The following is a 24,019-nucleotide window of genomic DNA, read 5'->3' as shown; positions in this document are numbered from 1 at the left end:
TCAACTCACTGCGTAGGACTGTCGATACTCGGGCATGAGCACCGGCCAGCGGAGTTCATGCTCGATGCGTTGGCGCAGCGCGTCGCTGGCGGCTGGCTCGCCGTGCACGATGAAGGTCTGCTGCGGGGCATGGATAAAGCCACGCAACCAGGTCATCAGCTCGCTGGCGTCTGCATGGGCGGAGAGATTCTGGATCTGCTCGACCGTGGCACGAATGGTAATGTCGCGGCCATGTACGCGCAGACCTCGCTGGCCGGCCAACAACGCCGCGCCGCGCGTGCCTGCGGCCTGGAATCCGGACATCAGGATGGTGTTGCGCTTGCCCCCGCCGAAGCTCTTGAGGTGATGCAAGACACGGCCACCCGTGGCCATGCCGCTGGCCGCGAGGATGATCTTGGGGGTGCGGTCGTTGCCCAGATGCATTGACTGCTGCGGACTCTGCACCGGTACCGCCAGCGCGCATGCCGCCTGGCAATCCGCCGCATCGATATGCAGGTCGTCGACATGGCGGGCAAACACTTCGGTCGCTTGCTCGGCCATCGGACTGTCGAGATAGATTGGCACATGCGGGATGCGGCGCTCCCGAATCAGCCTGTAAAGGCAATACAGCAGCGCCTGCGTGCGCCCGACCGCGAATGCCGGAATCAACAAGGTGCCGCCTTGACCGATGGTTCGCTGGACGATCTGTTCGAGCGTGTCGAGCGGATCGCCTGCCGGATGCAGCCGGTCACCATAGGTAGATTCGACCAGCAGGGTATCGGCCTCCGCCACAGGTTCCGGCGGCCGCATGACCAGGTCCGCCTGCCTGCCCAGATCGCCGGAGAAGACAATCCGCCGGCCGTCCGCAAGCAAGGTTGCCGTGGCCGCGCCGATGATATGCCCGGCGCGGTGGAACTCCGCCTCCACACCGTCAACCACGGAGAAGCGCTCCCCGTAGGCCACCGGGTGCAATCTGCGCAACGCCTTGGCGGCATCCTCCTCGTCATAGAGCGGCAGTGCCGGGTGATGCCGAGAAAAGCCCTGCGCGTTGGCGTACTGCGCATCTTCCACGGCCAGGCGCGCGCTGTCGGGCAACAGGATGCGGCATAGCTCGGCGGTGCCTTTCGTGCAATAGACGGGGCCGCGAAACCCGTTGCGGACCAGCAGCGGCAGATAGCCGCTGTGGTCGATATGCGCGTGGGTGAGAACCACGGCGTCAATGTGGTGCGGGTTGACCGCGAGCTTGTCCCAGTTGCGCAGCCGCAAGGACTTGTAGCCCTGAAACAGCCCGCAATCGACCATGACGCGATGCTTCTGGGTCTGCAGCACATACTTCGACCCGGTCACCGTATCGGTTGCCCCGAGAAATTGGAGTTGCATGCGTGGGCCACCAATCAACGGATGGTAATGCGCTGTTGCGGCGAAGCCTCTTTCTTGGGCAACGTCACGTGCAGCAGCCCGTCCTTGTATGAGGCATCGACCTTGCTCTCGTCGATGGCCGCATCCAGCGTGAACATGCGCTGCATCGCTCCGCTGTAGCGCTCACTGCGGATGATGCGCTCGCCTTCCTTCTTCTCGGTCAGGCGCTCCACCTTGGCCGAGATCATCACCGTACCGCGATCGACGGTGACATCGATGTCTTCCTTCTTTGCACCGGGGATTTCCGCGACGACGTTGTACGCAGAGTCGGATTCCGTCACGTCCACCTTGAACGGCAACGCCCCCTCCATGCCGCCGCGGAACGAGCGCAAAAGTCCCTGGAAGATATCCCCCACCGGTTCAATGGCAAACGGGTCGTAACGCCTGAGTTGGCTCATGGCTGCCTCCTGATGAATGGTCGTGATGGCCGAGTGGCTCACACATTCATCGTGGCACGGCGGCTCGGGCACGCTTTGCGGCAGATCAACGAGGGGACGGCGGCACCCTGGGCGCGTGTGTCATGCGGCTCACGTGGAATGCCCCCGGAACCCGACTGCCTGGAAGCCTTCGGCGGTTTCGACAACGTCTGTCAGGCTTCCCTGACATGGAAACCCGCGGCTCCGACAGGATTCTCAGCGCTGCCTGCATGACGCCCCTGCCCGCTCCGCCAATACTGGGGGCATGCAAACACACCGCGCCGGCATTGGTCGCATCGCCGTCGGAACGCCACAACACCGGCCGGCCAGCATGAGAGGAGCACGCCATGAGCCGAAACATCGAGGCCCTCGCCGCACGGCACGGACAGGATGGTTTTGCCGCGCCCGGCTCGACGCTGCCCCTGGGCGCACACCTCGTGACGGAGCGAAAAGGGTATGCCCATCACGGCATCTATGTTGGCGACGGTCAGGTGATTCACTACGCAGGTTTCTCGCGTTGTCAGCGCAGGGGGCCGGTGCAGAGAACCTCGATCGCCGGTTTTTCCTGTGGTTTTTCGGTGTACGTCCAGCTCGACGTTTGCCCCGCGTACGACGGCGAAGAGGTTGCTCGCCGCGCCAAGTCGCGCCTGGGCGAAAACGACTACCGGTTGCTGAGCAACAACTGCGAGCACTTCTGCTCGTGGTGTCTGTTCGGTGAGTGCCGCAGCCCGCAGGTTGAAGTCTGTATGAAAAGCCCGTTGCAGGCTGCACGCACGCTTTTCAGGCTGATGCTGTTCGTGCTGTCGAGGGTTGCGCAGCCGCAGCCGCTGACTGCATGAAGGCATGAAAAAGGCGATGGAGGCCGGGATGGTCCACGACAGCACTTCACTGCGCGAGCTGATCGCCAAATGGTTTGGCCCAAGCGATACGCCGCATTTGCGGATCACGCGCCTGCACTGTCCGGGGTTCGAGTGTGGTTGCGTGCGGGCCGAGCTGGCCACTTCAACGCGGCCGCTCGCCATCGTCTTCTTTCGCCATCAGGCGGGTTGTTGGCGCCTGTTTCCGCCGGCACGCGCGCACTGCCGATAGATGATGGAGCGTGTGGGTCTCTCATCAAGCACTTGTGCCGCGCGGCAACATTGACTTGGTCAGATCGTTTGAATCTTCGGTGCCCGCCCGATCCGTTGATCCGCATCAACTGCCCGCCGGGTGAAGGCGCGAAGATGAATGCCGGCCTTGTATGTTCATCACGACAGTTCGACATTGAGCGACGCCGACAGAGGACAAGACGGCATGGAACCGCAGCAGCAAAGGTTTTCTCTCTGGTACGCCATCGCGGTCATATTGATGATGCTCGCGGTCCAGACGCTGTTCGTGTCCGACCAGTTCGAGACGCTTCCCTACAGCGATTTCAAGCTCCTGCTGAAATCGGGCAAGCTCAAGGATGTATCCATTGGTGAACAGGACATCACCGGTACGTTTTCCACTGAGGGCATCGAGACGCTCCTCACGAAGCAGCAGGTCGATGAGATACGCCGCACAGGTAAGGCTGATCGTGCCTTCACCACACTTCGTGTGAACGATCCGGCACTGATCCCGGAGCTGGAAGCCGCCAAGGTGCGTTTCGTTGGTCGCCCCGACAACAAGTGGTTAAGTTCCATCCTCTCGTGGGTGGTGCCTGCGCTCCTGTTCTTTGCCGTCTGGAGTTTCCTCATGCGGCGTATGGGGGGCGCCGCCAACGGTTTGATGGGGATCGGCAAGAGCAAGGCAAAGGTCTACATGCAGAAAGAGACCGGTGTGACCTTTGCCGATGTTGCCGGTATCGATGAAGCCAAGGAAGAGTTGTCGGAAATCGTCAACTTCCTGAAGGATCCGCAGCGATACCAGCGCCTGGGCGGCAGGATTCCCAAAGGGGTGCTGATTGTCGGCGCTCCCGGCACGGGCAAGACGCTGTTGGCCAAGGCAGTCGCGGGTGAGGCCGCTGTCCCGTTCTTCAGCATGAGCGGCTCCGATTTTGTCGAGATGTTCGTGGGCGTCGGCGCCGCGCGCGTGCGCGATCTGTTCAGCCAGGCCGAAACCATGGCGCCGTGCATCATCTTCATCGATGAGCTCGACGCCTTGGGCAAAACCCGCGCGCTGAGCATGATCGGCGGTAACGAAGAGCGCGAGCAGACCCTGAACCAGCTTCTGGTTGAGATGGACGGTTTTGACAGCAACAAGGGCGTCATCATCATGGCGGCCACCAACCGCCCCGAGACACTGGATCCCGCGCTATTGCGCCCGGGCCGGTTTGACCGCCATATCGCGCTGGACCGGCCGGATCTCAAGGGGCGCGAGCAGATTCTTCAGGTTCACGTCAAGAACGTCACGCTCGGAAGCGACGTGGAGTTGAACAAGATCGCCGCCCGAACCCCAGGCTTTGCCGGGGCAGACCTCGCCAACCTCGTCAACGAAGCCGCGCTCCTGGCGGCCCGCAAAGGCAAAGCAGCCGTCGAGACGGCAGATTTTGACGAAGCGCTGGACCGTATCGTTGGCGGGCTCGAAAAAAAGAACCGCGTGATGAATCCCAAGGAAAAGGAGACCATCGCCTACCACGAAGCGGGTCATGCCATCGTTGCGGAACATCGACCGCTGGCGGATCGCGTCTCCAAGGTTTCCATCATCCCCAGAGGTGTCGCCGCGCTCGGCTACACACAGCAAACACCCACGGAAGACCGCTACCTGCTCAAGCACAGCGAGCTGCTCGACCGGCTCGACGTGCTGTTGGGCGGCTACGTTGCCGAGCAGATCGTCTATCGCGACGTGTCGACTGGCGCGCAGAACGACCTACAACGAGCCACCGACATGGCCCGCCAGATGGTCACCCAATTCGGCATGAGCGAAAAACTCGGGCTGGCGACGTACGAAGACGTGCCGAACCCACTCCTTTCCGGCACGGGATGGCCGCAGCGAGAGCGTAAGGAGTACAGCGAACACACGGCCCAGTTGATCGACACCGAGGTACGCAACGTCCTGACCGATGCAACCACGCGTGTGACGGCCACGCTGGAAAGCCAGCGCGCGAAGCTCGAAGCGCTGGCTCGGTTGCTCCTCGACAAGGAGGTGGTCGATCGACAAGACCTGGACATGATCCTGTCGGACAAGGTCACAACCATGCCGCTCCCCAAGCCGGGTGGTGGGCCCAGCAATGCATCGTCCACGGAAATCTCCGGGCGTGACCGGAGAGACCCCTGAGTCCGGCGGCCCGGGGGCAGATGCTGGCCAGCGTTGATGCGCATCAAGCGCAGTCGGAGCGGCTGCCCCAATATTGAACGCAAGAGGAACCCGTCCGTTCGACGGCTGGCCGTTCCGGTTTCCTGCGGAGGCAGTCAATGAAAGCGAGATCGATGAAGCCGCTGGCAGTGGCCCTGGCTTTCTTGTTGCTGATGTTCAACACGGCGTTCTCTCAGCAAGACCTTCCTGAAAACGATCCGCCGCAAGCGACGGCTGAGCAGCTCGACCAGATGCTGGCTCCCATCGCCCTGTATCCGGATGCGCTTGTTTCCCAGATCCTCATGGCTGCCACGTATCCGCTCGAAGTGGTCCAGGCTGATCGCTGGTTGCAGGATCCAGGCCACGCGGGGCTCAGCGGCAATGGACTGGCCGATGCACTCGCGCCGCTGCCATGGGATCCGAGCGTGAAATCGCTGGTGCCGTTTCCCGGGCTCCTGCACATGATGGACGACAACCTCGACTGGACGGAGCGCGTCGGCAACGCGTTCCTCGCAGACGAAGCCGCTGTGATGGATTCGATACAACGTCTGCGCAGCCGTGCCCAAGCCGCCGGCACACTGGCTTCAACAACCGAGGCGATGGTGTCGACGCAGGACGGTGCCATCATCATCGAGCCAACCAACCCAGACCTCGTCTACGTTCCGGTCTACGATCCGTATGTCGTCTACGCGCCATGGCCGTATCCGGCTTACCCGCCCTACTTCTTTCCCGACATCTGGGGCGGCGTGGTTGTCGGCGGCATCGGCTTTGGCTGGGTCGGGTTCTCGGCGGTCATCCCGCTGTGGGGCTGGAGCCACTTCAACTGGCGCGGCCACCACATCGATATTGACCGGGGACGCTTCGGCAACATCGACCACCACCGTACGCCCCCGAGCGGGACCTGGGCACATGACCCAGGGCATCGTCATGGCGTTCCGTATCCCGGCCCGGTGCAGGCGGGGCGCTTTGGTGGCGCCGCTGTCTCGCCGGACGTGCGGCGCGGCTTTCGCGGTTATCCGACGTCACCGGCCACGCCGACGGGCTCCGTGATTCGGCCTTCCCCCGTTGCACCTGCGCGCCCGGTATTCCGAGCACCGCAAGGCCCGCCCCAACGTCCGCCGGGGCAGGCGCCTGCGGTCCGCCCGCCTCCACGACGCGCGCAGTCGCCCGGCTACCCGCCCACATTTGAGTCGTTCGGACGCGGTGCAGACGTGCGCAACCAGGCGCAACGTGGGCAGTCGAGCCGCATGTCGGCCCCGTCGCCGCAACCGCGCGGGCCAGCGTTCAGAGGTTCTTCCGCACCGCACGCCGCACCTGCTGGGGGCAATCGGAGACGATGATGCGAGAGATCTGCGAAGTGTTTCACTGGCGCCGTCTTGTCATGCGTCTGGCTGCGCTGGCCGCCTTGATGACGTGTCTTCCGACGTGGGCCGACCGGCCCACCCAGCAAGCGTTTTCCTCGCCCGAGGAGGCTGCGGAGGCATTGGCATCGGCATGGCATAGCGGCAGCACGGAAGCCCTGCTCGCTTTGTTCGGCCCCGATGGGACAAAGCTGGTCCGCTCTGGCGACCCGATCGGAGAACAGATCGCCCGAAGCAGACTTGCAGCCGCGTACGACGAGGCGCATCGCATCGAAAACGATGGTGCCGGCCACGCCGTCATCATCCTGGGCAAAGACGATTGGCCCTACCCGATCCCGCTGGAAATGCAGGGAACGCGTTGGCGCTTTGATACGAAAGCCGGCGCAAAGCAGATCCTCGATCGGCGCATCGGCCATCACGAAGCCCATGCCATCCACGTTTGCCGTGCGTATGTTGAAGCCCAACTGAGCTACGGCACATCGCACCGCACCGCCGATGGACAGCCCGAATTCGCACAACGCATTGCCAGTTCACAAGGCAAGCGCGATGGCCTGTATTGGAAGGCCTCGGGCGGCACAGAAGACAGCCCTCTGGGGCCCCTCGTCGCCGCTGCCGATGCAGCCAATGCCCGAAGCCACGGCTCCGCAGGCAAGGCGACGAGCGCTCCGTTCCATGGCTATCTCTTCCATATCTTGACCCAGCAAGGAAAGCACGCGCCCGGTGGTGCACACGACTATGTCGTGGGCGGGCGGATGACGGGTGGATTCGCGCTGGTCGCCTTTCCGGCGGAATTCGGCTCGTCTGGCGTGATGACCTTCATCGTCAATCAGAACGGCGTCGTCTACCAAAAGAATCTCGGCCCGCGCACCGCCGAAATCGCACGCCACTTGCGGGCGTACGACCCGGACGAGAGTTGGAAGCCCGCGGTGCCATGAGGTAACAGCCGAACACCGGCACACCCAACCCATCATGGCCCGCTGCACCGCCATCAAAATTCTGGCGACCTTGCTGGGCATCCGTTTGGGCCCTGCCGAGGTTGCCGGGTTCGATGTTGCCAAAGCGATATGACCGTCATCCTGCCGCGCCAACGTATGCCTGCTGTGCCGTCGCAAGCGCGTCTTTTCGAGTGTCGACGGTTCGCTTGATCCAGCCCAACCCGTAGCGCATCGGGCTGGTTAATCTAAGAAGTGTCCAACCGCACGCACACGTCAGACCGGCGTGCGCTGCGCATCGGCAGATCTGCGATCAACAGGAGTCAACATGAAATTGCGTTCCCAATCCGAACGGATTCGACCGGCACGCTGGAGCCCGTTTGTCGTTGAACCGATCCATGAGCATTACAGGCAACCCGACAAGACACCAGCGGCAAGCTGCTGCCCGGTGTGCGGAGCAGTTTTTCTGAAGGGCCGATGGCAGTGGCGAAATCCGCCACCCGGCGCAAACACGGTGGTTTGCTCGGCATGTCATCGCTCGGCGGACCGCGTGCCGGCGGCACGAATCCGCCTCTCGGGCGACTTCGAAACGGCCCATCGAGAAGAAATACTCACGCTCGCCCGCCATCGTGAAGCCGCGTTGCGCGCAGATCACCCGATGGAGCGCATCATGGCCGTCGAGAGCACGGCCGATGGCACGGAAATCATGACGACAGGGTTCCACCTGGCCCGCGATATCGGCCACGCAATCCATCACGCTTTCCATGGGCATCTGACGTTCGACTATGGCAACGCCGAAACCGAACTGCACGTGCAATGGACCCGATAGCGTTGCGCTCTGCAACTAGTGGCCCGCAACCCGTCTTCCGTTTCGTGCTTGGGTGCGCGCGGCGGCGCTTCTTACCGATGACAAGGCAACCATGACAGCCAAGACCCTGGTCTTTCATCAAGCCGCCCGCAGGATGATGCTCAACGGCATCGACCTGCTGGCCCGCGCCGTCAAGGTGACACTGGGGCCGGGCGGGCGCAACGTGATCATCGAACAGCCCGGCACCGGGCCCATGATTGCCAATTCGGGGGTGGTAGTGGCGCGTGCAATCTCATTGCGCGAGCCGTTTGCCGATATGGGCGCGCGTCTGCTGTGCGAAGCCGCCGTGCGCACCAGCGAGGTAGCCGGAGACGGCACGACCACGGCCACTACATTGGCGCATGCCATCGTGTCCGAAGGCGTCAAGTACGTGGAAGCGGGGCATGATCCGATGCAGCTCAAACGCGGCATCGAAGCAGCCGGGGCAGTGGTCGCGCAGCAGTTGCGCAATATGGCGCAGCCCTGCACCACGGTCGACGAAATGCGGCAGATCGCCACGATCTCAGCCAGCGGAGACCAGACCGTCGGTTCGCTGGTTGCGCGAGCGGTTGAACAGGTGGGCAAGGATGGCGCCATCAGCGTGGAAGATGGCTCCAAGCTGGATGACCAGTTGGAGATTGCAAAGGGTGCGCGCGTGGATCGCGGCTATCTCTCCCCTTTTTTTGCGACGACCGAAAGCCGCGCTGTCATCCTGGAAGCGCCTTGGGTGCTGCTGTGCGACGCCACCATTGCCTCGGTTGCCCAATTGCTGCCCGTGCTCGAAGCCGTATCCAGCACGGGCAAACCGTTGCTTGTCATTGCCAATGACGTGGAAGGCGAAGCGCTGGCCACGCTCGTTGTCAACAACCTGCGCGGCACGCTCAAGAACTGCGCCATCCGCTCGCCGGGCTTCGGTGAGTCCCGCACCGAGCAACTGGCGGATCTGGCAGCGCTGACCGGCGGCACCATCATCTCGTCACAAACGGGGGTTTGGCTCGAGCACGCCACGCTCGAACACCTTGGCCAGGCACACCGCATTGAAATCACCAAGGACGCGACGACCCTCATTGCCGGCGATACGGCCAAAGCCGAGGTCGAGCGCCGTATTGCGCTGCTGCGCGGGCAGGCTGCCGAGGCCAAGACAGACTATGACCGCGAGCAGCTTCAACACCGGCTTGCCCGCTTGAGTGGCGGGGTTGCCGTCATCAAGGTGGGCGCGGCCACGGAGACGGCGCTGCACGAACGCAAGAACCGTTTCCAGGATGCATTGCACGCAACGCGCGCGGCCGTTGAGGAAGGCATTGTGCCCGGCGGCGGGGTGGCGCTACTCCGCGCCCGGGCTGCAATCGATGCCTGGGAAGCGCCCAACGTCGAACAGCACGCAGGTGCCCGCATCGTCCATACCGCACTGGCTGCCCCCATGCTGCAGATCGCTGCCAATGCGGGAGCCGACGCACAGGCTGTCGTCCATCAGGTGCTGGCCGGTGCGGGGTCGCATGGCTATGACGCCGCCTCCGACCGCTATGGCGACATGCTCGAATTGGGCGTAGTCGACCCCGTCAAGGTGGTACGCACCGCCTTGCAGAACGCCGTCTCAATCGCTGCTCTGTTGTTGACCACGGATTGCATGATCGCCAACGTGCGCCAGGAGCAGGCTGACGGGGCGGGTGACGCCACGAACGCAACAATGTTCGATACCGGCTACGCCTAGCGCGGCACGTTGGCGGGATCGTGGCGGTCGCGAGTGTTCCATCGCATCCGCCCACTAGGCTACTCAGTGCGGCCAAGCCATGGTATGCACCACCGCGCCATGTGCCGGCACCGTGATCGTCGTCTGCTTTTCCTCGCCGTTGTAAGACGCGCTGACTCGATAGCTGCCGCTCGGAAGGCGGACATACAGCAACGGCCCTTCGGACACGACAGCAAGCACAGCGGCCCCGCGCGCGGTGCGGATGTGTGTGTCAATGTCGGAAAGATACTCACCACCCTTGCCCACGAACGTCAGACGCACGCTGTAGTCGCGTGCTATGCGGTGCATGGCTTCAACCTCGTCTTGCCCAACCCCGCCCGAGACGTAGGTAACGCCGCCTTGTATTTTCGGCGTCACCACGCCAGCGCCGGCCGGCTCGTCCAGGCACCCCATCTCGCGCATGGCCCGCCACGACGGCCGATCCATCATTGCGCCGGGTCGACCGTTTTGCATATGCCGGCGCATGCCGCCAGCTTCATTCGGGCCCCGGATGTCGCGCATGCGGTGCATCAGGGCACGGCGCTCCGCCGGCGTTCGCGCATTGCGCAATTGCGTGCAGAAGTCGGAGTACGCCTGGCGTTGCGCTTCTGGCGTTGGCGACGGTGCGGGCGCTTGGGCGGACGCCACGCCCACGGATGCCAGACATGTAGCGAACAGCGCGGCGGACAGAAGGTGGCCTATGCGCGGCATAATCGACTCCTCAAGAATTCAACGCATTCCTTTATCCACAATGGCCCATCTGTGCTGGAGGGCGTTGATGTGGAGCAACCTTGCACGTCGACGATCAGGAAAGCAATGCGGCGCTCAGCGGCTCGATGGCGGAGGTTTCGTCCAGGTGGAACAGCGCATCGAACTGGTCACCGATGGTGGCTTCAAAGTAATGCGAGGCGTACTCGGTCTTCGGCAGGTAGAGAACACCGATCGCCCGCTCCAGCAGCGGCTCGCGAAACACCGCAGGTGCTGCATCGCCAAGTGGCAGGAAGAATCGATCCAGACCGGTGCTATGGAACAAATGTTCCCAGCTATCCGGACGGGCGGGCCTGACCCATTTCGTTTCGGGCTCGCCGCCCCACTCCGATGCCGCGCAGACATGGCCCGTATAGGTGGTGAACCCGACGAGCAGCGCGGCGCTGTGCACCTGTTCCCGCACGAGTTGCCCAAGGTTCCACTCGCGCCGACCCGCAGATTCCGTTGCGCGAGCGTCGCCCAGGTGCGAGTTGTGCGCCCATACCACCACGCGCCCCGTACCGCCGCGCCGGCGGCGATAGGCCGCCAGGGCAAACAAAGTCTGCGCCATGTGCGCGTCGCGCAGGTTCCAGGTGTTGACGCGCCGGCCGAACGATTCACGGTAATACGCCTCGGCATTGACCACGACGATCGCGTTCTGCTCGGCAAAGAAGTGCGAATCCACTGCCGCGACGCCATCCTGCTCGATCAACTTCGTCTCGCTCGCCCTGAGCCTGCGCAGTTGCTCGATCACCTCACGCTGGGCGGGCAATCTGAGCCCCGAAGCCGCCTCGTAGCCATACGTCATCGGCTCGCGCACGTGGTCGAGCGCCGCATAGTGCAGGCGCGCCACGGCCGCCTGGTCCGGGTCGTTCTTCTCCAGGTACTCGACCACGGCCTCGGCAGATCGATACAGGCTATACAGATCGAGCCCATAGACACCAACGCGCTCGGACGCGGGCAACGGCGTGTTGTACTCACGCAGCCATGTGATGAAGTCCAGCGTTTCCTGGTTGCGCCACATCCATTCCGGAAAACGCCGGAAATCGCTCAAGGACTCGGCCGCCGTATCGTTGCTCTCTGCCTGAACGTAGCGGTTGATTCGCCATACGTCGGGCCAGTCGCCCTCGATGGCTACCGCATCAAAACCGCAGCGCTCGATCAGTTGCCGGGTGATGTCGGCCCGCGTCTGGTAGAACTCGCGTGTTCCGTGGGTGGCTTCGCCAAGGAGGACATAGCGCTTATCACGCGCCATTTCGATCAGGCGTTCGTAGTCGACCACGGCACCAGTGAGTCGGCTGGCCGCATCGCGCACGGCAAGAAAAGGGGTGAGGGGTTGGGCCATGGGTGACGCACTCCCGTACTTGCAGCAACAGACATGAACAGTCTATGCACCGCAGCCGGGCTTTCTTTGCGCAATCGCAAACCGTAGGCCAGGCGGTACGCCGGTGTTGCGCGAAACCGGCTTCACCGGTTCCATCCCATCCCTGCCCTGCCCATCCCTGCCCTGCCCTGCCCTGCCCTGCCCTGCCCTGCCATCGTGCCGGCATCAATACAGCAGATAGGCCGCACGCTGCCGCGCAAATGCTTCGCTCTGTGCCTGCGCTACACGTTCGATCGTCTCCAGCGGCACACCATTGCGCAGCATGTTCCAGACCGTCTGCGATCCAACGGAAACGCGGATCGCTTCCAACTTGAAGTGTTCCGGATAGCGCTGCGACAGCACTCGCGCCAACGCCAGCCCGATGCGTCCGGGCAGGATTGGCGCGGATAGATGCTGGATGGCAACGCCCGCGCATGAACGGCCTTGATATGGGCCTTCAGCCGGTACGAAATGGATCGGGGCATACGTTGCGCCGGCATCCAGCGCATTGAGCTCCTGAGCCAGCGCACCACCATCGATCCAGGGCGCCCCGATCACGCTGAAAGGCACCGGCGTGCCTCTGCCGACACTGACGGCGGCGCCTTCGATCAGCCCCACGTCGGGGTACCGCTCAAGGGCAGTGAAATCGCGCAGATTCGGCGAGGGCGGAACCCAGCCCAGCCCGGTGTTCAGGTAGCGCATCGAGCGGGCATACCGCTCCATGGCCAGGACGTGCAGGTCTGCGCCGATTCCGAGCCGGTCGTTGAAGAACCTGGCCAGCTCCCCTACCGTCATGCCGTGCACGAGGGGCAACGGCGCGTAGTTCGTCAGTGATCCATCCGCCGTGTCTGACACCGGGCCGCCGACCAGGTCTGCGCCCAGCGGGTTGGGCCGGTCAAGCACCAGCACCGGAATGTGCGCCGCGGCGGCCGCTTCCAGCGTGTACCCAAGTGTCGCGAGGTAGGTAAAGAAGCGCACGCCGGCATCTTGCAGATCGAACACCAGCACATCGACATCAGACAATGCGCCTGGTGGTATTCGCTTGCCCTCACCATAGAGGCTGTGGACGACCACCTTCGTGCGGGTATCGACGCTTTCGCCAAACGCGGTGTCGAGGTCGGTGCCGAGGCCGTGTTCCGGGGCGAAGATGGCAGTCAGGCGTACGCCGGGCGCTTGGGCCAGGACATCGATGGTGCGTCGCCCAAGCGCGTCAAAGCCGCTGTGGTTGGTGACCAATCCAACCCGCTTTCCAACAATCGGTGCGAAACCCGCTGCCTCCAGCACATCGATACCCGTGCGCACCGGCCCGCTTGCAGCGGGCAAGCGTTGTGCGGCGCGCGCAACCGCCTCGGCCATGGTCGGGGCGCGAGCTGCGATCTGCTCGCCCGAGAGCACAGGCGCGGTGCTCGACACCAGCCCCAGCACCGCCTCACGCAACGGCATGGCGTTGCCACGCTCATCAGGGTAAAGGCGGCTGGTCAGCACGATGACGAATCGGCGCGTCGCCAGATCCACCCACAGCCCGGTGCCGGTATAGCCAAGGTGTTGCAGGAGCCCGGCCCGGGGCGCGCGATAACGGTTGGGGATGAGCGGCGGTTGGACGTCCCAGCCGAGCGTGCGCGTTGAATCCAGTTCGCTCGAACTGTCCGGAGTCGACAGCGCAACAACGCTGGCTGGCTGCAAGATACGAGTGTTCCCCAGACGACCGCCGTTGAGCAGCATCCGGGCAAACCGGGCAAGATCGTCCGCAGTTGAGAACAAGCCGGCATTGCCGGACACGCCGCCCAGTGCGGCGGCCGTCGGGTCCTGCACCTCGCCTCTGAGCAACCGTCCGTTCCGGTAGATCGTTGGGGCGATACGCCCGATCAGCTTGCCGCCCGGCCGGAATGCCGTGTCGCGCATGCCGAGTGGGCGAAAGATATTCTGGGCGCACCACTTGTCCAAAGCGACGCCGCTGACACGCCGCACGATCTCGCCCAGCGCCACATAGTTGATGTCGCTATAGATGACGCGCGTGCCGGGCTCTGCCATGGGTGGCATGACGGCGATGGCATGAAGAACGGAGGCGCGGCTGCGGAAAGCGGCCCGCGAAACGAGGCCGGGCGGCAGGCCGGATGTGTGCGTCAGCAACTGCCGCACCGTAATGCCCGCCTTCCCTCCCTCTCCAAAGGCGGGCCAATAGCGGCTGGCGGGCGCGTCCAGCTCCACGCGCCCGTGCTCCGTCAACTGCAATACTGCCGTCGCAGTGGCAACCGCCTTGGTCAGTGAAGCGAGGTCGAAGATCGTGTCGTCGGTCATCGCTTCCGGAGCCAGCCCGATCGTCCGCTGCCCAAGGGCGATTCGTTCACGTACCCCGCTGGCATCGCCAATGAGGACGACCGCTCCAGCCACGTTTGCATCGGAGATCTGCGCGGAAACCACCGCTTCGAGCTCTTGCATGGGCACAACCCTGCCGAGCGGCTCGATACCCTCGGATGCGTGCACGGCGCACGCTGCCTGCGGCCAGCAGAGGAGCATGGTGATCAACACCACGCTTAACGCGGCAAGTTGGCGCGGTCGTAGCGGTTGCGCGCGTTCCATAGCATCCACCCGTCGGAGTCTTCCGCATCGGCCGCCTCGACTTGCGCACGGATCATCTCGGCGTCGAACTCGCGGCGGTCAAAAGCGTAGTCTCGAAACGCCTGCAGCCAAGGCCGGAAACGCACGCCGGGCAAACCGGTGCGTCGCTTCGCTTCGGCCAGGGAGCGCGCGACAATCTCGCAGGGTTTTTCGGTCGGCTTCCGGCAGCCTGGCAACCCCCAAGTAAAACCCGACGGATAGAGCATCGGAGAAATGTAGTCCACCACGGCACCCAGCGTTTCGATCTGCTGGCCGATCGCCGTATCGTCGGGGTTCCAGCAGACGTAGCCAAAGATGTCCACTGCCAGATAGACGTTGTATGGGCGAAGCCGATCGCGCGCTTGCGCGAGAAAACCCGTGATGGCCGCGACCCTGTGCTCCCTTGTATTGGCCTGGCTGAACTGCAGGCCGTTGGCATCCGGAAAGCGTAGATAGTCGAACTGGATTTCGTCGAACCCGAGCCTGGCCGCCTCTTCCGCCACATCCAGGCTGCTGGCCCACGCCGCTTCCACGGTAGGGTCGATCCATTGCTGTTGCTCTCCATCACGCCAGGCGGCGCCATCGCGGTCGCGCACTGCCCATTCGGGGTGGGCATCGGCCAGCGGGTCGTCTTTGAACACCACGATGCGAGCGATCAGATATAAGCCTCGAGCCCGCAGGCGTTGGATCAGGGCGGCGAACTGGTCGGCGCGAGCGGCGCTGTCGTTGCGCGGGCGGGCAACCCCGGCCGCCACGCGCGCCGTGCTCGGGTAAGGCGTCTCACCACGGTCGCCTTTCATGTCGATCACGAGTGCGTTGATGGCAGTCTCGCCCTGCAGCGCTAGCGCCGCATCGCGCAGGGCTCGGCTTGAGATGCCTTGTACGGACAGATATACCGCCCTGGGCCGTATCCGCTTGAGCAGAACATCAACCGCGGCGTCATGAGTATCAGTATCGAATGCCAGCTCGGTACGTGCGTAGCCAGGAGCCCGAACGCTGAGGGTGGTGCGTGCGCCAGCAGGGGGCGCCGGAATGGAAACGACACCGTCTGCAACCGTGACATGGCTTTCTCCCGCCATGTACACGTTCGCCCCCTCCACAGGGTGATGATCCAATGCATCCACCACCCTGACTTCCACTGCCCCGGCAAGCTCGGCCGCGCAGAAGATCACCAAGACAATCCACACACGTAGCCAGCTAATCACGACGCACCTCGCCAGCCTGGAGAATGTTGGTCATGCACCGTGAGCCGCAACGGTCGGTGATCAGGTACCGCGGCAACGCCATGGTGTGTTGCCCCGGCTGAACCGGTTGCGCGTCCAGCGTAAAGCCTGCGGTGTATCCCTCCTCCTGTGCCATGCGTTCGAGTTCCGGGTCATGGATCCCGAACGGCCATGCCAGCATGTGCACCGGTTTCGCCATCTCCGCCTCAATGCGCACGCGTGCGCGTCGCAGTTGGTCGCGGGCGAAGCGGCGGAAGTCATCGACGCTTCGCTGTGCCCGCTCCACCCGGAAATTTGGATGCCAATACGTGTGCGACTGCACGTCAAACTGGCCGGTGCCGAGCAGTTCGCGTAGTTGCGTCCAAGTCATCGCGTACGAGGCATTCGAGATTGCCGACGGGTAGATGAACAGTGTCACGGGAATCGACTTGCCGCGCAGTGCCGGCCACAAGGTGTCGTACACCGAGCGATGCCCGTCATCCACCGTGATGGCGACGGCCCGCGCGGGCAGCGCATCCAGCCTGCCCTCCTGCCAATTGACGACGTCGGCAAGCGGAACGATGCGATACCCGCTCGCCTCAATGGTGTGCAGATGCGCCTCGAAAGTCCGCATGCGAACCGTCATGGCACTGTCCACCGTCGCTGCAAAGCGGTGATAGATGAGCACCACGACATGGCGTTGCGTTTGCGCCGCTTCGGCGCCGGCGCCCAAGCTACAAACCATCAGCCAGGCGAAGCACAGCAGAGAGATCGCGTTTCTCATCAGCACAAGCCTCCGTGGGCGATGTTCGACGAGGTGCGGTGCAAGGTTCTACGATTCCCGTGCCGCGCCGTGCAGCCAATGCCACAGCAGCAGCCCGCTGCCCGCCATGCCGCCCAGGTGAGCAAAGTGCGCGACGTTGCTTTGTGCTCCACTCGCGCCGAGCGTGAGTTCGATGATGGCGTAGAGCGTTGCGAACAGCCAGGCGGGCATCGGAATCGGTGGAATCAACAGAACGATCGTTCGATTTGGGAATAGCACGGCATAGGCGAGCAGCAGTCCGAACACGCCTCCCGAAGCGCCAATCACCGGGCCTGCGGGCAGGATTCCCAAGACCGTACAGGCGATTTGAGCGAAGGCGGCACTCAGAATGCTGGCCATGTAGAGCAGCCAGGCGCGCCGCCCGCCCAGTGTGCGCTCGATGTCACGCCCGAACATATAGAGACCCAGCATGTTCAACGCCAGGTGCGCGCCGTTTGCATGCAGAAACGCGTAAGTCAGCGGTTGCCATGGCATGAATACGGCGCCGACATCACCACCCGACCCATCCAGTGGCCACAAGGCAAAAACGCGTATCAGCGCATCCCCCGCAAACAGTTCTGCGACGAATGCGACGACATTGGCAAGGATGAGCAACCGAACCATGCAAAACCCTTTGATCTGTGCTCACGATACGAGCGCTCGGGTCTGCCGGGTTGATCTTGCGCAACTCGGCTGCGCGGTCGCTTGCGGCGCCACAGAGATGGCACTTGGTTTGATGTGCCGCAAGATCAAACTGCCCGTAGCTGAAACGATGGAACCATGAAGCGTCGAACGTTGCACACAGGCTAGGCCTGGTCGATGCGCGTTGGTGTCAAGTGGCCTCACGTACACAAACAAGGACATCCTCATGCCGCAAGCTGCTTCCTCTCAGAACCAGGCCATCGCGGCGGTCTTCAACGAAATCGCCGACCTTCTTGAGGTCGAAGAGGCCAATCCGTTCCGGGTGCGCGCCTACCGCAACGCCGCGCGCGTCGTCGAAGGCATGACGGAGGGTGTCGATGCCATGCTGGCGCGTGGTGCGGACTTGACCGAGCTGCCCGGCATCGGCACAGACCTTGCCGCAAAGATGCGCGAGATTGTCGAAACAGGAACGTGCGCCATGCTCAACCGTGTGCGCACGGAGGTCCCCCCATCCATGGTGCAACTCCTCCAGTTGCCAGGATTAGGCCCAAAGCGTGCCCGGGTGCTTCAACACGAAATGGGGATCACCACCTTGGATGAATTGGCCCAGGCGGCGGCCGCACACCAAATTCGTGAGCTTCACGGTTTTGGCGCTCAAAGCGAATCGCGCTTGCTTGAGGCCGTCACCGCGCGTCTGGAGCGCCATCGGCGCTATGGGCTCGTCGTCGCCAAGCCGTGCGCCGACGCGTTGGCACACTACTTGTCGGCAAGCGGCGCAACGGAACAGCTCGTTGTCGCGGGCAGCTACCGCAGAGGGAGCGACACCGTTGGCGATCTCGACCTTCTGGCAACCGCCCGGCGCCCAGCGCAGGTGATCGATCAGTTCGTCCGCTATCAAGACGTCGCCAGCCAGATTTCCGCCGGAACCACGCGCGCCAGCGTCGTGCTGAAGAACGGCATGCAGATCGACCTGCGGGTTGTCAAACCCGACGCCTTCGGGGCGGCGCTGGTGTATTTCACGGGTTCGAAGCCTCACAACATCGCGCTGCGCAAGATCGCGCAGGCACAAGGGCTGAAGATCAACGAATACGGCGTGTTTCGTGGGAAGGAACGGGTGGCCGGTCAAACCGAGGCGTCGGTCTACCGCGCCATCGGCCTGCCGTGGATCTGCCCTGAACTGCGTGAAGACCAAGGCGAGATCGAGGCGGCGCACAAAGGCACGCTGCCGTCATTGGTGGAAGAAAGCGACATCAAGGGCGATCTGCACGTTCACACTTCTGCCAGCGACGGAATGGCCAGCCTGGAACAGATGGCTGAGCAAGCCCGTCTGCAAGGCCTTCAATACTTGGCGATTACCGACCATTCGCCCCGGCTTGCCGTCACGCATGGATTGACGGCTGAACGCCTGGCCGCCCAGGCCGATGCGATCGATCGTTTCAACGCCGAACATAGCGGTTGGCCGGTGTTGCTCAAGGGCATCGAGGTCGACATCCTGGAAGACGGTTCGCTGGATTTGCCCGACGCGGTGCTGGGGCGCCTGGACCTGGTTGTCGGGGCCATTCACAGTCACTTCAACCTGCCGCTGCAGAAGCAGACCTCGCGCATTCTGCGCGCGATCGACCACCCGCATTTCAGCATTCTGGCGCACCCCCTTTGCCGCCTGATCGGCGAGCGCAATGCCTGCAATATCGACCTGCAGCGGGTGTTGAAAGCCATCGCCCAGCGCGGCTGCTACGTTGAAGCCAATGCCCAACCCGCACGCCTTGACCTGTCGGATCATGGATGCCGGCTGGCAAAGGCCGAAGGCGTGCTGGTCAGCATCGCTTCGGATGCGCACAGCCGGGCCGATCTGGCGAACCTGTCGTTTGGCGTCACGCAGGCGCGGCGGGCTTGGCTTGGGCAGGCCGACGTGCTCAACACACGATCGCTCAAAGCCTTGCTTCCGCTGTTGAAACGGACCATGTAGGCGACGACGCGCTCGCCGTGTTGGCAAGCGTCTTCGATAACGAACGGACAAGTCCGTACCGGAACCACAACAGCTTGGAGTGAATTGACCGCGCCCTGATGCACGTCAATCTGGCGCGCGCGCCAGCAGTAAAAATAGACATGCACGCCGCTGCGCAATTGCGCTGTTTCCAGCACGTCGCGGATTCAGCACAGTGTGTCTCGCGTGATCTTTCTGTTTATTGTTCGATGGAGTACCAACGTGACACTGCCGATTGACATCTCGTTCCAAGACATCCCCCACTCCAAAGCGGTTGAAGAGGCGGTGACGCATCAGGTCAATCATCTCGGCCGCATTTGCGATCAAATCACACGCTGCCGTGTCAGCCTCGCCCTGGAAGCCAGGCACCAGCAGCAGGGGCGTCCGTTCAGCGCGCACATCGGCGTAACGATGCCTCACCATGCACCGATCTCCAGCAAGGCCTCCGACGAGGATGTGTACGTCGCGTTGCGTGAGGCCTTTGCACAGTTGGAGCGCATGGTTGCCGAAACCGTCCAGAAACATCGGCCGCGCGCTGACCAGCATGGAGATCAAACGGCAGGCACATAGCACGTCGAGGGGCGCCGATCAGGTCTCTCGCGCCCCTGCCCCCTCCGTCGGCCATGATGGCTGCGCTACTGCATGTGCAAACCGCCATTGATGGCGATGTTTGCCCCGGTGATGTAAGCCGCGTCTTCTGAGCAGAGAAACGCCACCAACGCAGCGACTTCATCCGGCCGGCCAAGGCGTCCCAACGGAATCTGGGGAAGGATGCGCTGCTGCATGATGTCTTCGGGGATATCCCGTGTCATGCGGGTGGCAAGGTAGCCGGGCGATACCGTATTGACCGTCACGCCCTTTGCTGCGCACTCCAGCGCCAGCGCCTTGGTAAAGCCATGGATGCCGGCCTTGGCTGCCGAATAGTTGGTCTGGCCGAACGCCCCTTTTGACCCGTTGACCGACGAGATGTTGACGACGCGGCCCCAGCCGCGCGCGAGCATGCCTTCATACAGCGGTTTGGTCATGTTGAAGACCGAATCGAGATCGGTTGCCAAAACCTGCCGCCAGGCGTCGAGCGTCATGCGTTTGAAGGTCATGTCGTGCGTGATGCCGGCGTTGTTCACCAGAATATCCACCGGGCCGACTTTCGAGACCACGTCCTCAGCACAGCGCTGGCAGGTGGCGTAGTCAGCCACGTCCACGGCAAAGGCCTGGAACTCGCGGCCATGGTCCTGCTGCTCCGCCAGCCATGACGCGACGCGCGTGTTGCCGAGCGAATACGTAACCGCCACCCGATGCCCTTGGGCATGCAGGCGGACTGCAATGGCCTCCCCCAGCCCTCCCATACCACCGGTGATCAGCGCGATGCGGTCTGTTGTCATGTCAATGTCGTTTGGTTGCGTTGCGTGTCGAAACCCTGCCATGCATGCTTCAGCGTCCTGCTGGCCGGCGTAAAGAATCCTGGGCACATCCACGCTTGCAGAGCAGCCACTCCTCTGGCCCGGGCTCCGATGGCAGATGCACGATGACATCGACGGGCTGCGCGCCTGCCTGAAGGTTCAGGGTCTGCATCGCGCCCCGATATTTCACGGTGACCTGATAGCGCCCGTGCGGGAGTTTCATATACAACAGCGGGCCGGCCATATGCACAGTCAGGCGCAGCTTCCCGCTGCCATCCACCACGGCAGCCTCAGCATCGGACAACGCCTCTCCATTCTTTGCGGAGACCACGTTCAGCCGAACGTTGAACCGGCTGGCAATCGCATGCATGGCGTCCCGCTCGTCGCGCCCGATACCTCCCGAAACATAGGCGATGTCATTCTCGAAGTGAATTTCCGGCGTGACAGCGGTGCCGGACTCGGCTGCGACGGCTGTCTGGCCTGCGAGCAATACCAGCGCCGCCAGGCAGTACCTCGGAAGGGAAACTGCAATCCGGTGCATCGCTCACCTCACTCTGCAAGAGGACACCCCACCGTCTGCGCCAGCACCGGAACCTCATCCTCGTTGAGCGACAAGGCCTCGGCCAGCAGACGGTGGTTAAGCCAGCCGCGTACCACGCAGACCAAGCCTGCCGACGCGCAATACAGCGATACGTTCTGTGACATCGCGCCCGCAGCCACGCCTGAGAACGTGTCGCGCTGCGGTTGCGGCATCTGATCTGCGCGCGCGTGGTTGACCACGTAGACCAGGTCCAGAGGTGCCTTGCCGACGAAGTCCTGATAACCGGTCAGGTCGCGTGCGTCCACGGCATGCTTGAGCCGCAGGCGGTGCGAAACGGGTTCGTAGTGATAAACGCCTTCCGGCAACGCGACGTAGATGTCGATCTCGTTCAGACCATGCGCTGAAGGCGCGGTGCGTCCGCCCGTCTCAGGCCGGTTGATGCCGTCCGCCGCCCATAGAAGTTCACTGAGCTGCTGGAGCGAGAGTGGCGTCTGCGCAAACTCGCGCACGCTCCTGCGTTGGGCTAGCGCCGCCATCAATACCGTGCCTCCACCAAGGTGAGGCGGTGGCAGTGCAATCGTGGCAGGCGCGGCATTTGCTGCCGGCTTGGGCAACACCGGGTGCACCGGCGCGTAGGAAAGAAGCGCAGCTTCGCTCATGGCAATGGCCTCAGAACACTGAAAGATCGGGCAATATCGCCCGGCTGTTTCGAGCGTAGTCAGACGCCGCCGTTTGGTGTTGACGAGGGTCAACCGGACGGGGCGTCGGCAGGAGAACAGGTTGCGCCAAGCGGAGGCACAACGGTGTGGCGTGCTCAGCAGAAACATGCGGGCCGGCCGTCCACCGCCGGCAGCACGGAAAGCACGTCGTCTGCTTCGGGATCCGGCCGGAAGATCGTGATGCCCTTGAGCCGTAGCTGCCACGCATGAAAGAGCAATGCCCCGACCTGAGTGGGCGATACCCTGGTTGAAACAAGGACCGTTTTCGAGATCGAGGCGTCAATGAACGGTTGCAGCGCGGCCACCATGCGCAGATGGTCGGAGCCGTCGATCTGGCTCGCGGTTGTGAAGTAGCTGGGCAGCACAACGTGATCTCCATGCGCGGCCCAGAAGCATCGGTAAGCGTGATTCTCGATACGGTAGAGCTGCGGCGGACCGTGCTGGATGCGTACCCGCCGCTGGTATGTCCAATCGAACGCGGGTTCGATGCCGCTGGAGCAATTGCCGCCGAAAGCCAGGCTCACGCTGCCTGCTGGCGCCAGCGAAAGCAGATGACTGTTGCGCAATCCGTGGCGGGCGACGGCTTCGCGCACGGCACTGGGCAGGGTGGCAACGAAATGCTCCGGTGCAAGGCTGCGCTCGGCCCGGAACAAAGGATAGGGAGCGCGCTCCCGCGCCAATGCCGCAGACGCCGCATAGGCGTTGTCGCGCAGGCATCGCCCGATCTGGGTGGCCATGTTTCGCGCTTCGGGCGCGTCATACGGCAAGCGCATCATCGTCAGCGCATCGGCCAGGCCGGTCACGCCGACGCCGATCCGGCGTTTGGCCTGAGCCTCATGCATATGCTCGGCCAACGGCCAGCGCGTAATGTCGATGGCGTTGTCGAGCATCCTGACCTGAACCTGTGCTGCCCGGCCGAGCCCCACAAAGTCGAACATCGGCGGCCCACCGACGCCAAACGGACATTGCACCCACCTGGACAGGTCGATCGGGCCGAGCACACAACTTCCCCAGGGCGGCAGGGGCTGTTCGCCGCAGGGGTTGGTGGCGGCAATGGTTTCGATCTCGGCAAGATCGTTGGCGGCGTTGATGGTGTCGATAAACAGCAGGCCGGGCTCCGCGCTGCAATGCGCCGCTTCAACGATCGTGTCCCACAGTTGCCGTGCGGGCACGGTTGCATAGCACCAGTTGCCGTTGTCCAGCAGGTGGGCGCCGGCTGCCAGTTGCCGCGCGTTGGGTGCGGCAGGATGTTGCAGCCGCCACAGCCCATCGTCGGCAACCGCCTGCATGAAAGCGTCGGTGACGGCAACCGAGACATTGAATGTGGTCCAGCGCCTGCGCCCGCGTTTGGCCGCGACGAATGCGACAAGATCGGGGTGATCGCAGCGCAGCACGGCCATCTGCGCACCGCCGCGCGTGTCGGCCAGTGCAAGCGTCGTGCAGACGTGGTCGAAGCGCTCGATGACTTCGCATACGCTGCCGTTGCCCGCCCCCGCTTGCCGCGCGTCGACGGGGGCCACGGCAGAGAAGTCGTAGCCGACGCCGCCGCCCATGCGCAGCGTGATCTGCGCCTGCTTTAACGCCCGCTCGATGTCGGCAGCATGCGCCACCTGCGCACCCGGGCCGGCGATGGGGTGAACAAAGCAGTTCACCATGGTGGCGCGTCGGTCCACACCCGCATTCGCCATGATGCGGCCCGCCCCGATGGCGCCGTGCAGCATGTTGACGTAGAACAGGTGCGCGAAATGCGCACGCTGCTCCGGGGCCTCCGCGGCCGCCAGCGCATGCGCGACCCGCCGGAAGACCTGATCGCGCCGCATTTCGCCCGGCGCAAGATAGCGATCCGCCAGCACAGCAGCGCAGACGGGCGACAACACCTCCGGATTGATCGGCGTTTCCGCCCGCATGGCCTCCTCCTGGGCTAGGCAGCGTGCAAGTCAGTCTGCGCTCATGAATGCCAGCGCACGTTTGCTGGCACAGCCCAGCGATGCCATGCGCCAGGTGGTGGACTTGGCATGTGTGTCACGTTCTCGCCGGACGACACGGCCATGACGATCCGGGTGGCCGAAACAGGAATCGGCCCCGT

At 63.4% G+C, this 24,019-nt stretch carries 21 protein-coding genes; 9 read left to right on the top strand and 12 right to left on the bottom strand.

The annotated features are described in order from the left end of the window. Together B4F51_RS11865 and B4F51_RS11860 are read right to left on the bottom strand one after the other, a co-directional pair. Positions 1–1,359, bottom strand: a complete 1,359-nt coding sequence (locus B4F51_RS11865; RefSeq protein WP_296225696.1) for an MBL fold metallo-hydrolase RNA specificity domain-containing protein — start codon at positions 1,357–1,359, stop codon at positions 1–3. 14 nt (positions 1,360–1,373) lie between these two features. Then, positions 1,374–1,796 (bottom strand): Hsp20/alpha crystallin family protein, encoded by a 423-nt coding sequence (locus B4F51_RS11860; RefSeq protein ID WP_296225695.1) that lies wholly within the window; start codon positions 1,794–1,796, stop codon positions 1,374–1,376. A 365-nt stretch (positions 1,797–2,161) separates the two neighbouring features. Here B4F51_RS11860 and B4F51_RS11855 point away from each other — a divergent pair, with 365 nt between their 5' ends. The 7 genes from B4F51_RS11855 (at position 2,162) to groL (ending at position 9,917) form a co-directional block, all read left to right on the top strand. Beyond that, the gene (locus tag B4F51_RS11855; protein WP_296225693.1) at positions 2,162–2,653 is read left to right on the top strand and encodes a lecithin retinol acyltransferase family protein; all 492 of its coding nucleotides are present in this window, start codon (positions 2,162–2,164) and stop codon (positions 2,651–2,653) included. A 4-nt stretch (positions 2,654–2,657) separates the two neighbouring features. After that, a complete protein-coding gene (locus tag B4F51_RS11850) occupies positions 2,658–2,903 on the top strand; it encodes a hypothetical protein (protein WP_296225690.1) in 246 nt (81 codons plus the stop codon). A gap of 204 nt (positions 2,904–3,107) precedes the next feature. Next, entirely contained in the window at positions 3,108–5,048 is a 1,941-nt protein-coding gene (gene ftsH, locus B4F51_RS11845; RefSeq protein WP_296225689.1) for an ATP-dependent zinc metalloprotease FtsH, read from the top strand. A gap of 137 nt (positions 5,049–5,185) precedes the next feature. Continuing rightward, the gene (locus B4F51_RS11840) at positions 5,186–6,406 is read left to right on the top strand and encodes a DUF3300 domain-containing protein (RefSeq protein ID WP_296225687.1); all 1,221 of its coding nucleotides are present in this window, start codon (positions 5,186–5,188) and stop codon (positions 6,404–6,406) included. Then, positions 6,403–7,362, top strand: a complete 960-nt coding sequence (locus tag B4F51_RS11835; protein ID WP_349676280.1) for a DUF2950 domain-containing protein — start codon at positions 6,403–6,405, stop codon at positions 7,360–7,362. Before B4F51_RS11840 ends, B4F51_RS11835 begins: the two co-directional genes overlap by 4 nt. A 325-nt stretch (positions 7,363–7,687) precedes the next feature. After that, positions 7,688–8,188, top strand: coding sequence for a BCAM0308 family protein (locus B4F51_RS11830; protein WP_296225685.1), 501 nt, complete (start codon positions 7,688–7,690; stop codon positions 8,186–8,188). Positions 8,189–8,279: 91 nt separating this feature from the next. Beyond that, entirely contained in the window at positions 8,280–9,917 is a 1,638-nt protein-coding gene (groL, locus tag B4F51_RS11825) for a chaperonin GroEL (protein WP_296225682.1), read from the top strand. A 63-nt stretch (positions 9,918–9,980) separates the two neighbouring features. Here groL and B4F51_RS11820 read toward each other — a convergent pair whose 3' ends face one another. The 6 genes from B4F51_RS11820 to B4F51_RS11795 all read right to left on the bottom strand — a co-directional run bounded on the left by B4F51_RS11820 (position 9,981) and on the right by B4F51_RS11795 (position 17,271). Next, entirely contained in the window at positions 9,981–10,646 is a 666-nt protein-coding gene (locus tag B4F51_RS11820; RefSeq protein WP_296225681.1) for a hypothetical protein, read from the bottom strand. Between the two features lie 94 nt (positions 10,647–10,740). Continuing rightward, the gene (locus B4F51_RS11815) at positions 10,741–12,027 is read right to left on the bottom strand and encodes an erythromycin esterase family protein (protein ID WP_296225679.1); all 1,287 of its coding nucleotides are present in this window, start codon (positions 12,025–12,027) and stop codon (positions 10,741–10,743) included. Positions 12,028–12,231: 204 nt separating this feature from the next. Further along, complete coding sequence (locus B4F51_RS11810; RefSeq protein ID WP_296225677.1) at positions 12,232–14,625, bottom strand: exo-beta-N-acetylmuramidase NamZ domain-containing protein; 2,394 nt, start codon at positions 14,623–14,625, stop codon at positions 12,232–12,234. Then, complete coding sequence (locus B4F51_RS11805; protein WP_414706750.1) at positions 14,580–15,848, bottom strand: putative glycoside hydrolase; 1,269 nt, start codon at positions 15,846–15,848, stop codon at positions 14,580–14,582. Before B4F51_RS11805 ends, B4F51_RS11810 begins: the two co-directional genes overlap by 46 nt. Further along, positions 15,841–16,590, bottom strand: coding sequence for a polysaccharide deacetylase family protein (locus B4F51_RS11800; protein WP_414706756.1), 750 nt, complete (start codon positions 16,588–16,590; stop codon positions 15,841–15,843). The genes B4F51_RS11805 and B4F51_RS11800 overlap by 8 nt, the downstream gene beginning before the upstream one ends. An 87-nt stretch (positions 16,591–16,677) precedes the next feature. Then, the gene (locus B4F51_RS11795) at positions 16,678–17,271 is read right to left on the bottom strand and encodes a rhomboid family intramembrane serine protease (RefSeq protein WP_296225672.1); all 594 of its coding nucleotides are present in this window, start codon (positions 17,269–17,271) and stop codon (positions 16,678–16,680) included. A gap of 244 nt (positions 17,272–17,515) precedes the next feature. Here B4F51_RS11795 and polX point away from each other — a divergent pair, with 244 nt between their 5' ends. Together polX and B4F51_RS11785 are read left to right on the top strand one after the other, a co-directional pair. Then, complete coding sequence (gene polX, locus B4F51_RS11790) at positions 17,516–19,255, top strand: DNA polymerase/3'-5' exonuclease PolX (RefSeq protein ID WP_296225670.1); 1,740 nt, start codon at positions 17,516–17,518, stop codon at positions 19,253–19,255. 240 nt (positions 19,256–19,495) lie between these two features. Further along, positions 19,496–19,843 carry an HPF/RaiA family ribosome-associated protein gene (locus B4F51_RS11785; RefSeq protein WP_296225669.1) on the top strand — a complete coding sequence of 116 codons (348 nt, stop codon included), beginning with the start codon at positions 19,496–19,498 and terminating at the stop codon, positions 19,841–19,843. Between the two features lie 65 nt (positions 19,844–19,908). Here the strand turns inward: B4F51_RS11785 and phbB are convergent, their stop codons facing one another. The 4 genes from phbB to B4F51_RS11765 all read right to left on the bottom strand — a co-directional run bounded on the left by phbB (position 19,909) and on the right by B4F51_RS11765 (position 23,840). Continuing rightward, a complete protein-coding gene (gene phbB, locus B4F51_RS11780; protein WP_296225668.1) occupies positions 19,909–20,655 on the bottom strand; it encodes an acetoacetyl-CoA reductase in 747 nt (248 codons plus the stop codon). Positions 20,656–20,704: 49 nt separating this feature from the next. Beyond that, entirely contained in the window at positions 20,705–21,214 is a 510-nt protein-coding gene (locus B4F51_RS11775) for a hypothetical protein (protein WP_296225667.1), read from the bottom strand. Between the two features lie 8 nt (positions 21,215–21,222). Beyond that, positions 21,223–21,873: a SagB/ThcOx family dehydrogenase gene (locus B4F51_RS11770; RefSeq protein ID WP_296225666.1), complete on the bottom strand. Its 651-nt coding sequence runs from the start codon at positions 21,871–21,873 to the stop codon at positions 21,223–21,225. A gap of 155 nt (positions 21,874–22,028) precedes the next feature. Further along, a complete protein-coding gene (locus B4F51_RS11765) occupies positions 22,029–23,840 on the bottom strand; it encodes an adenosylcobalamin-dependent ribonucleoside-diphosphate reductase (protein ID WP_296225665.1) in 1,812 nt (603 codons plus the stop codon). Between the last annotated feature and the right edge of the window lie 179 nt (positions 23,841–24,019).

This window comes from Ralstonia sp. UBA689 (genome assembly GCF_002298975.1).
In the GTDB taxonomy this organism is placed as follows: domain Bacteria; phylum Pseudomonadota; class Gammaproteobacteria; order Burkholderiales; family Burkholderiaceae; genus Ralstonia.
Note: the sequence above shows the minus strand (reverse complement) of the source record. Positions and strands in the feature narration are given on the sequence as shown.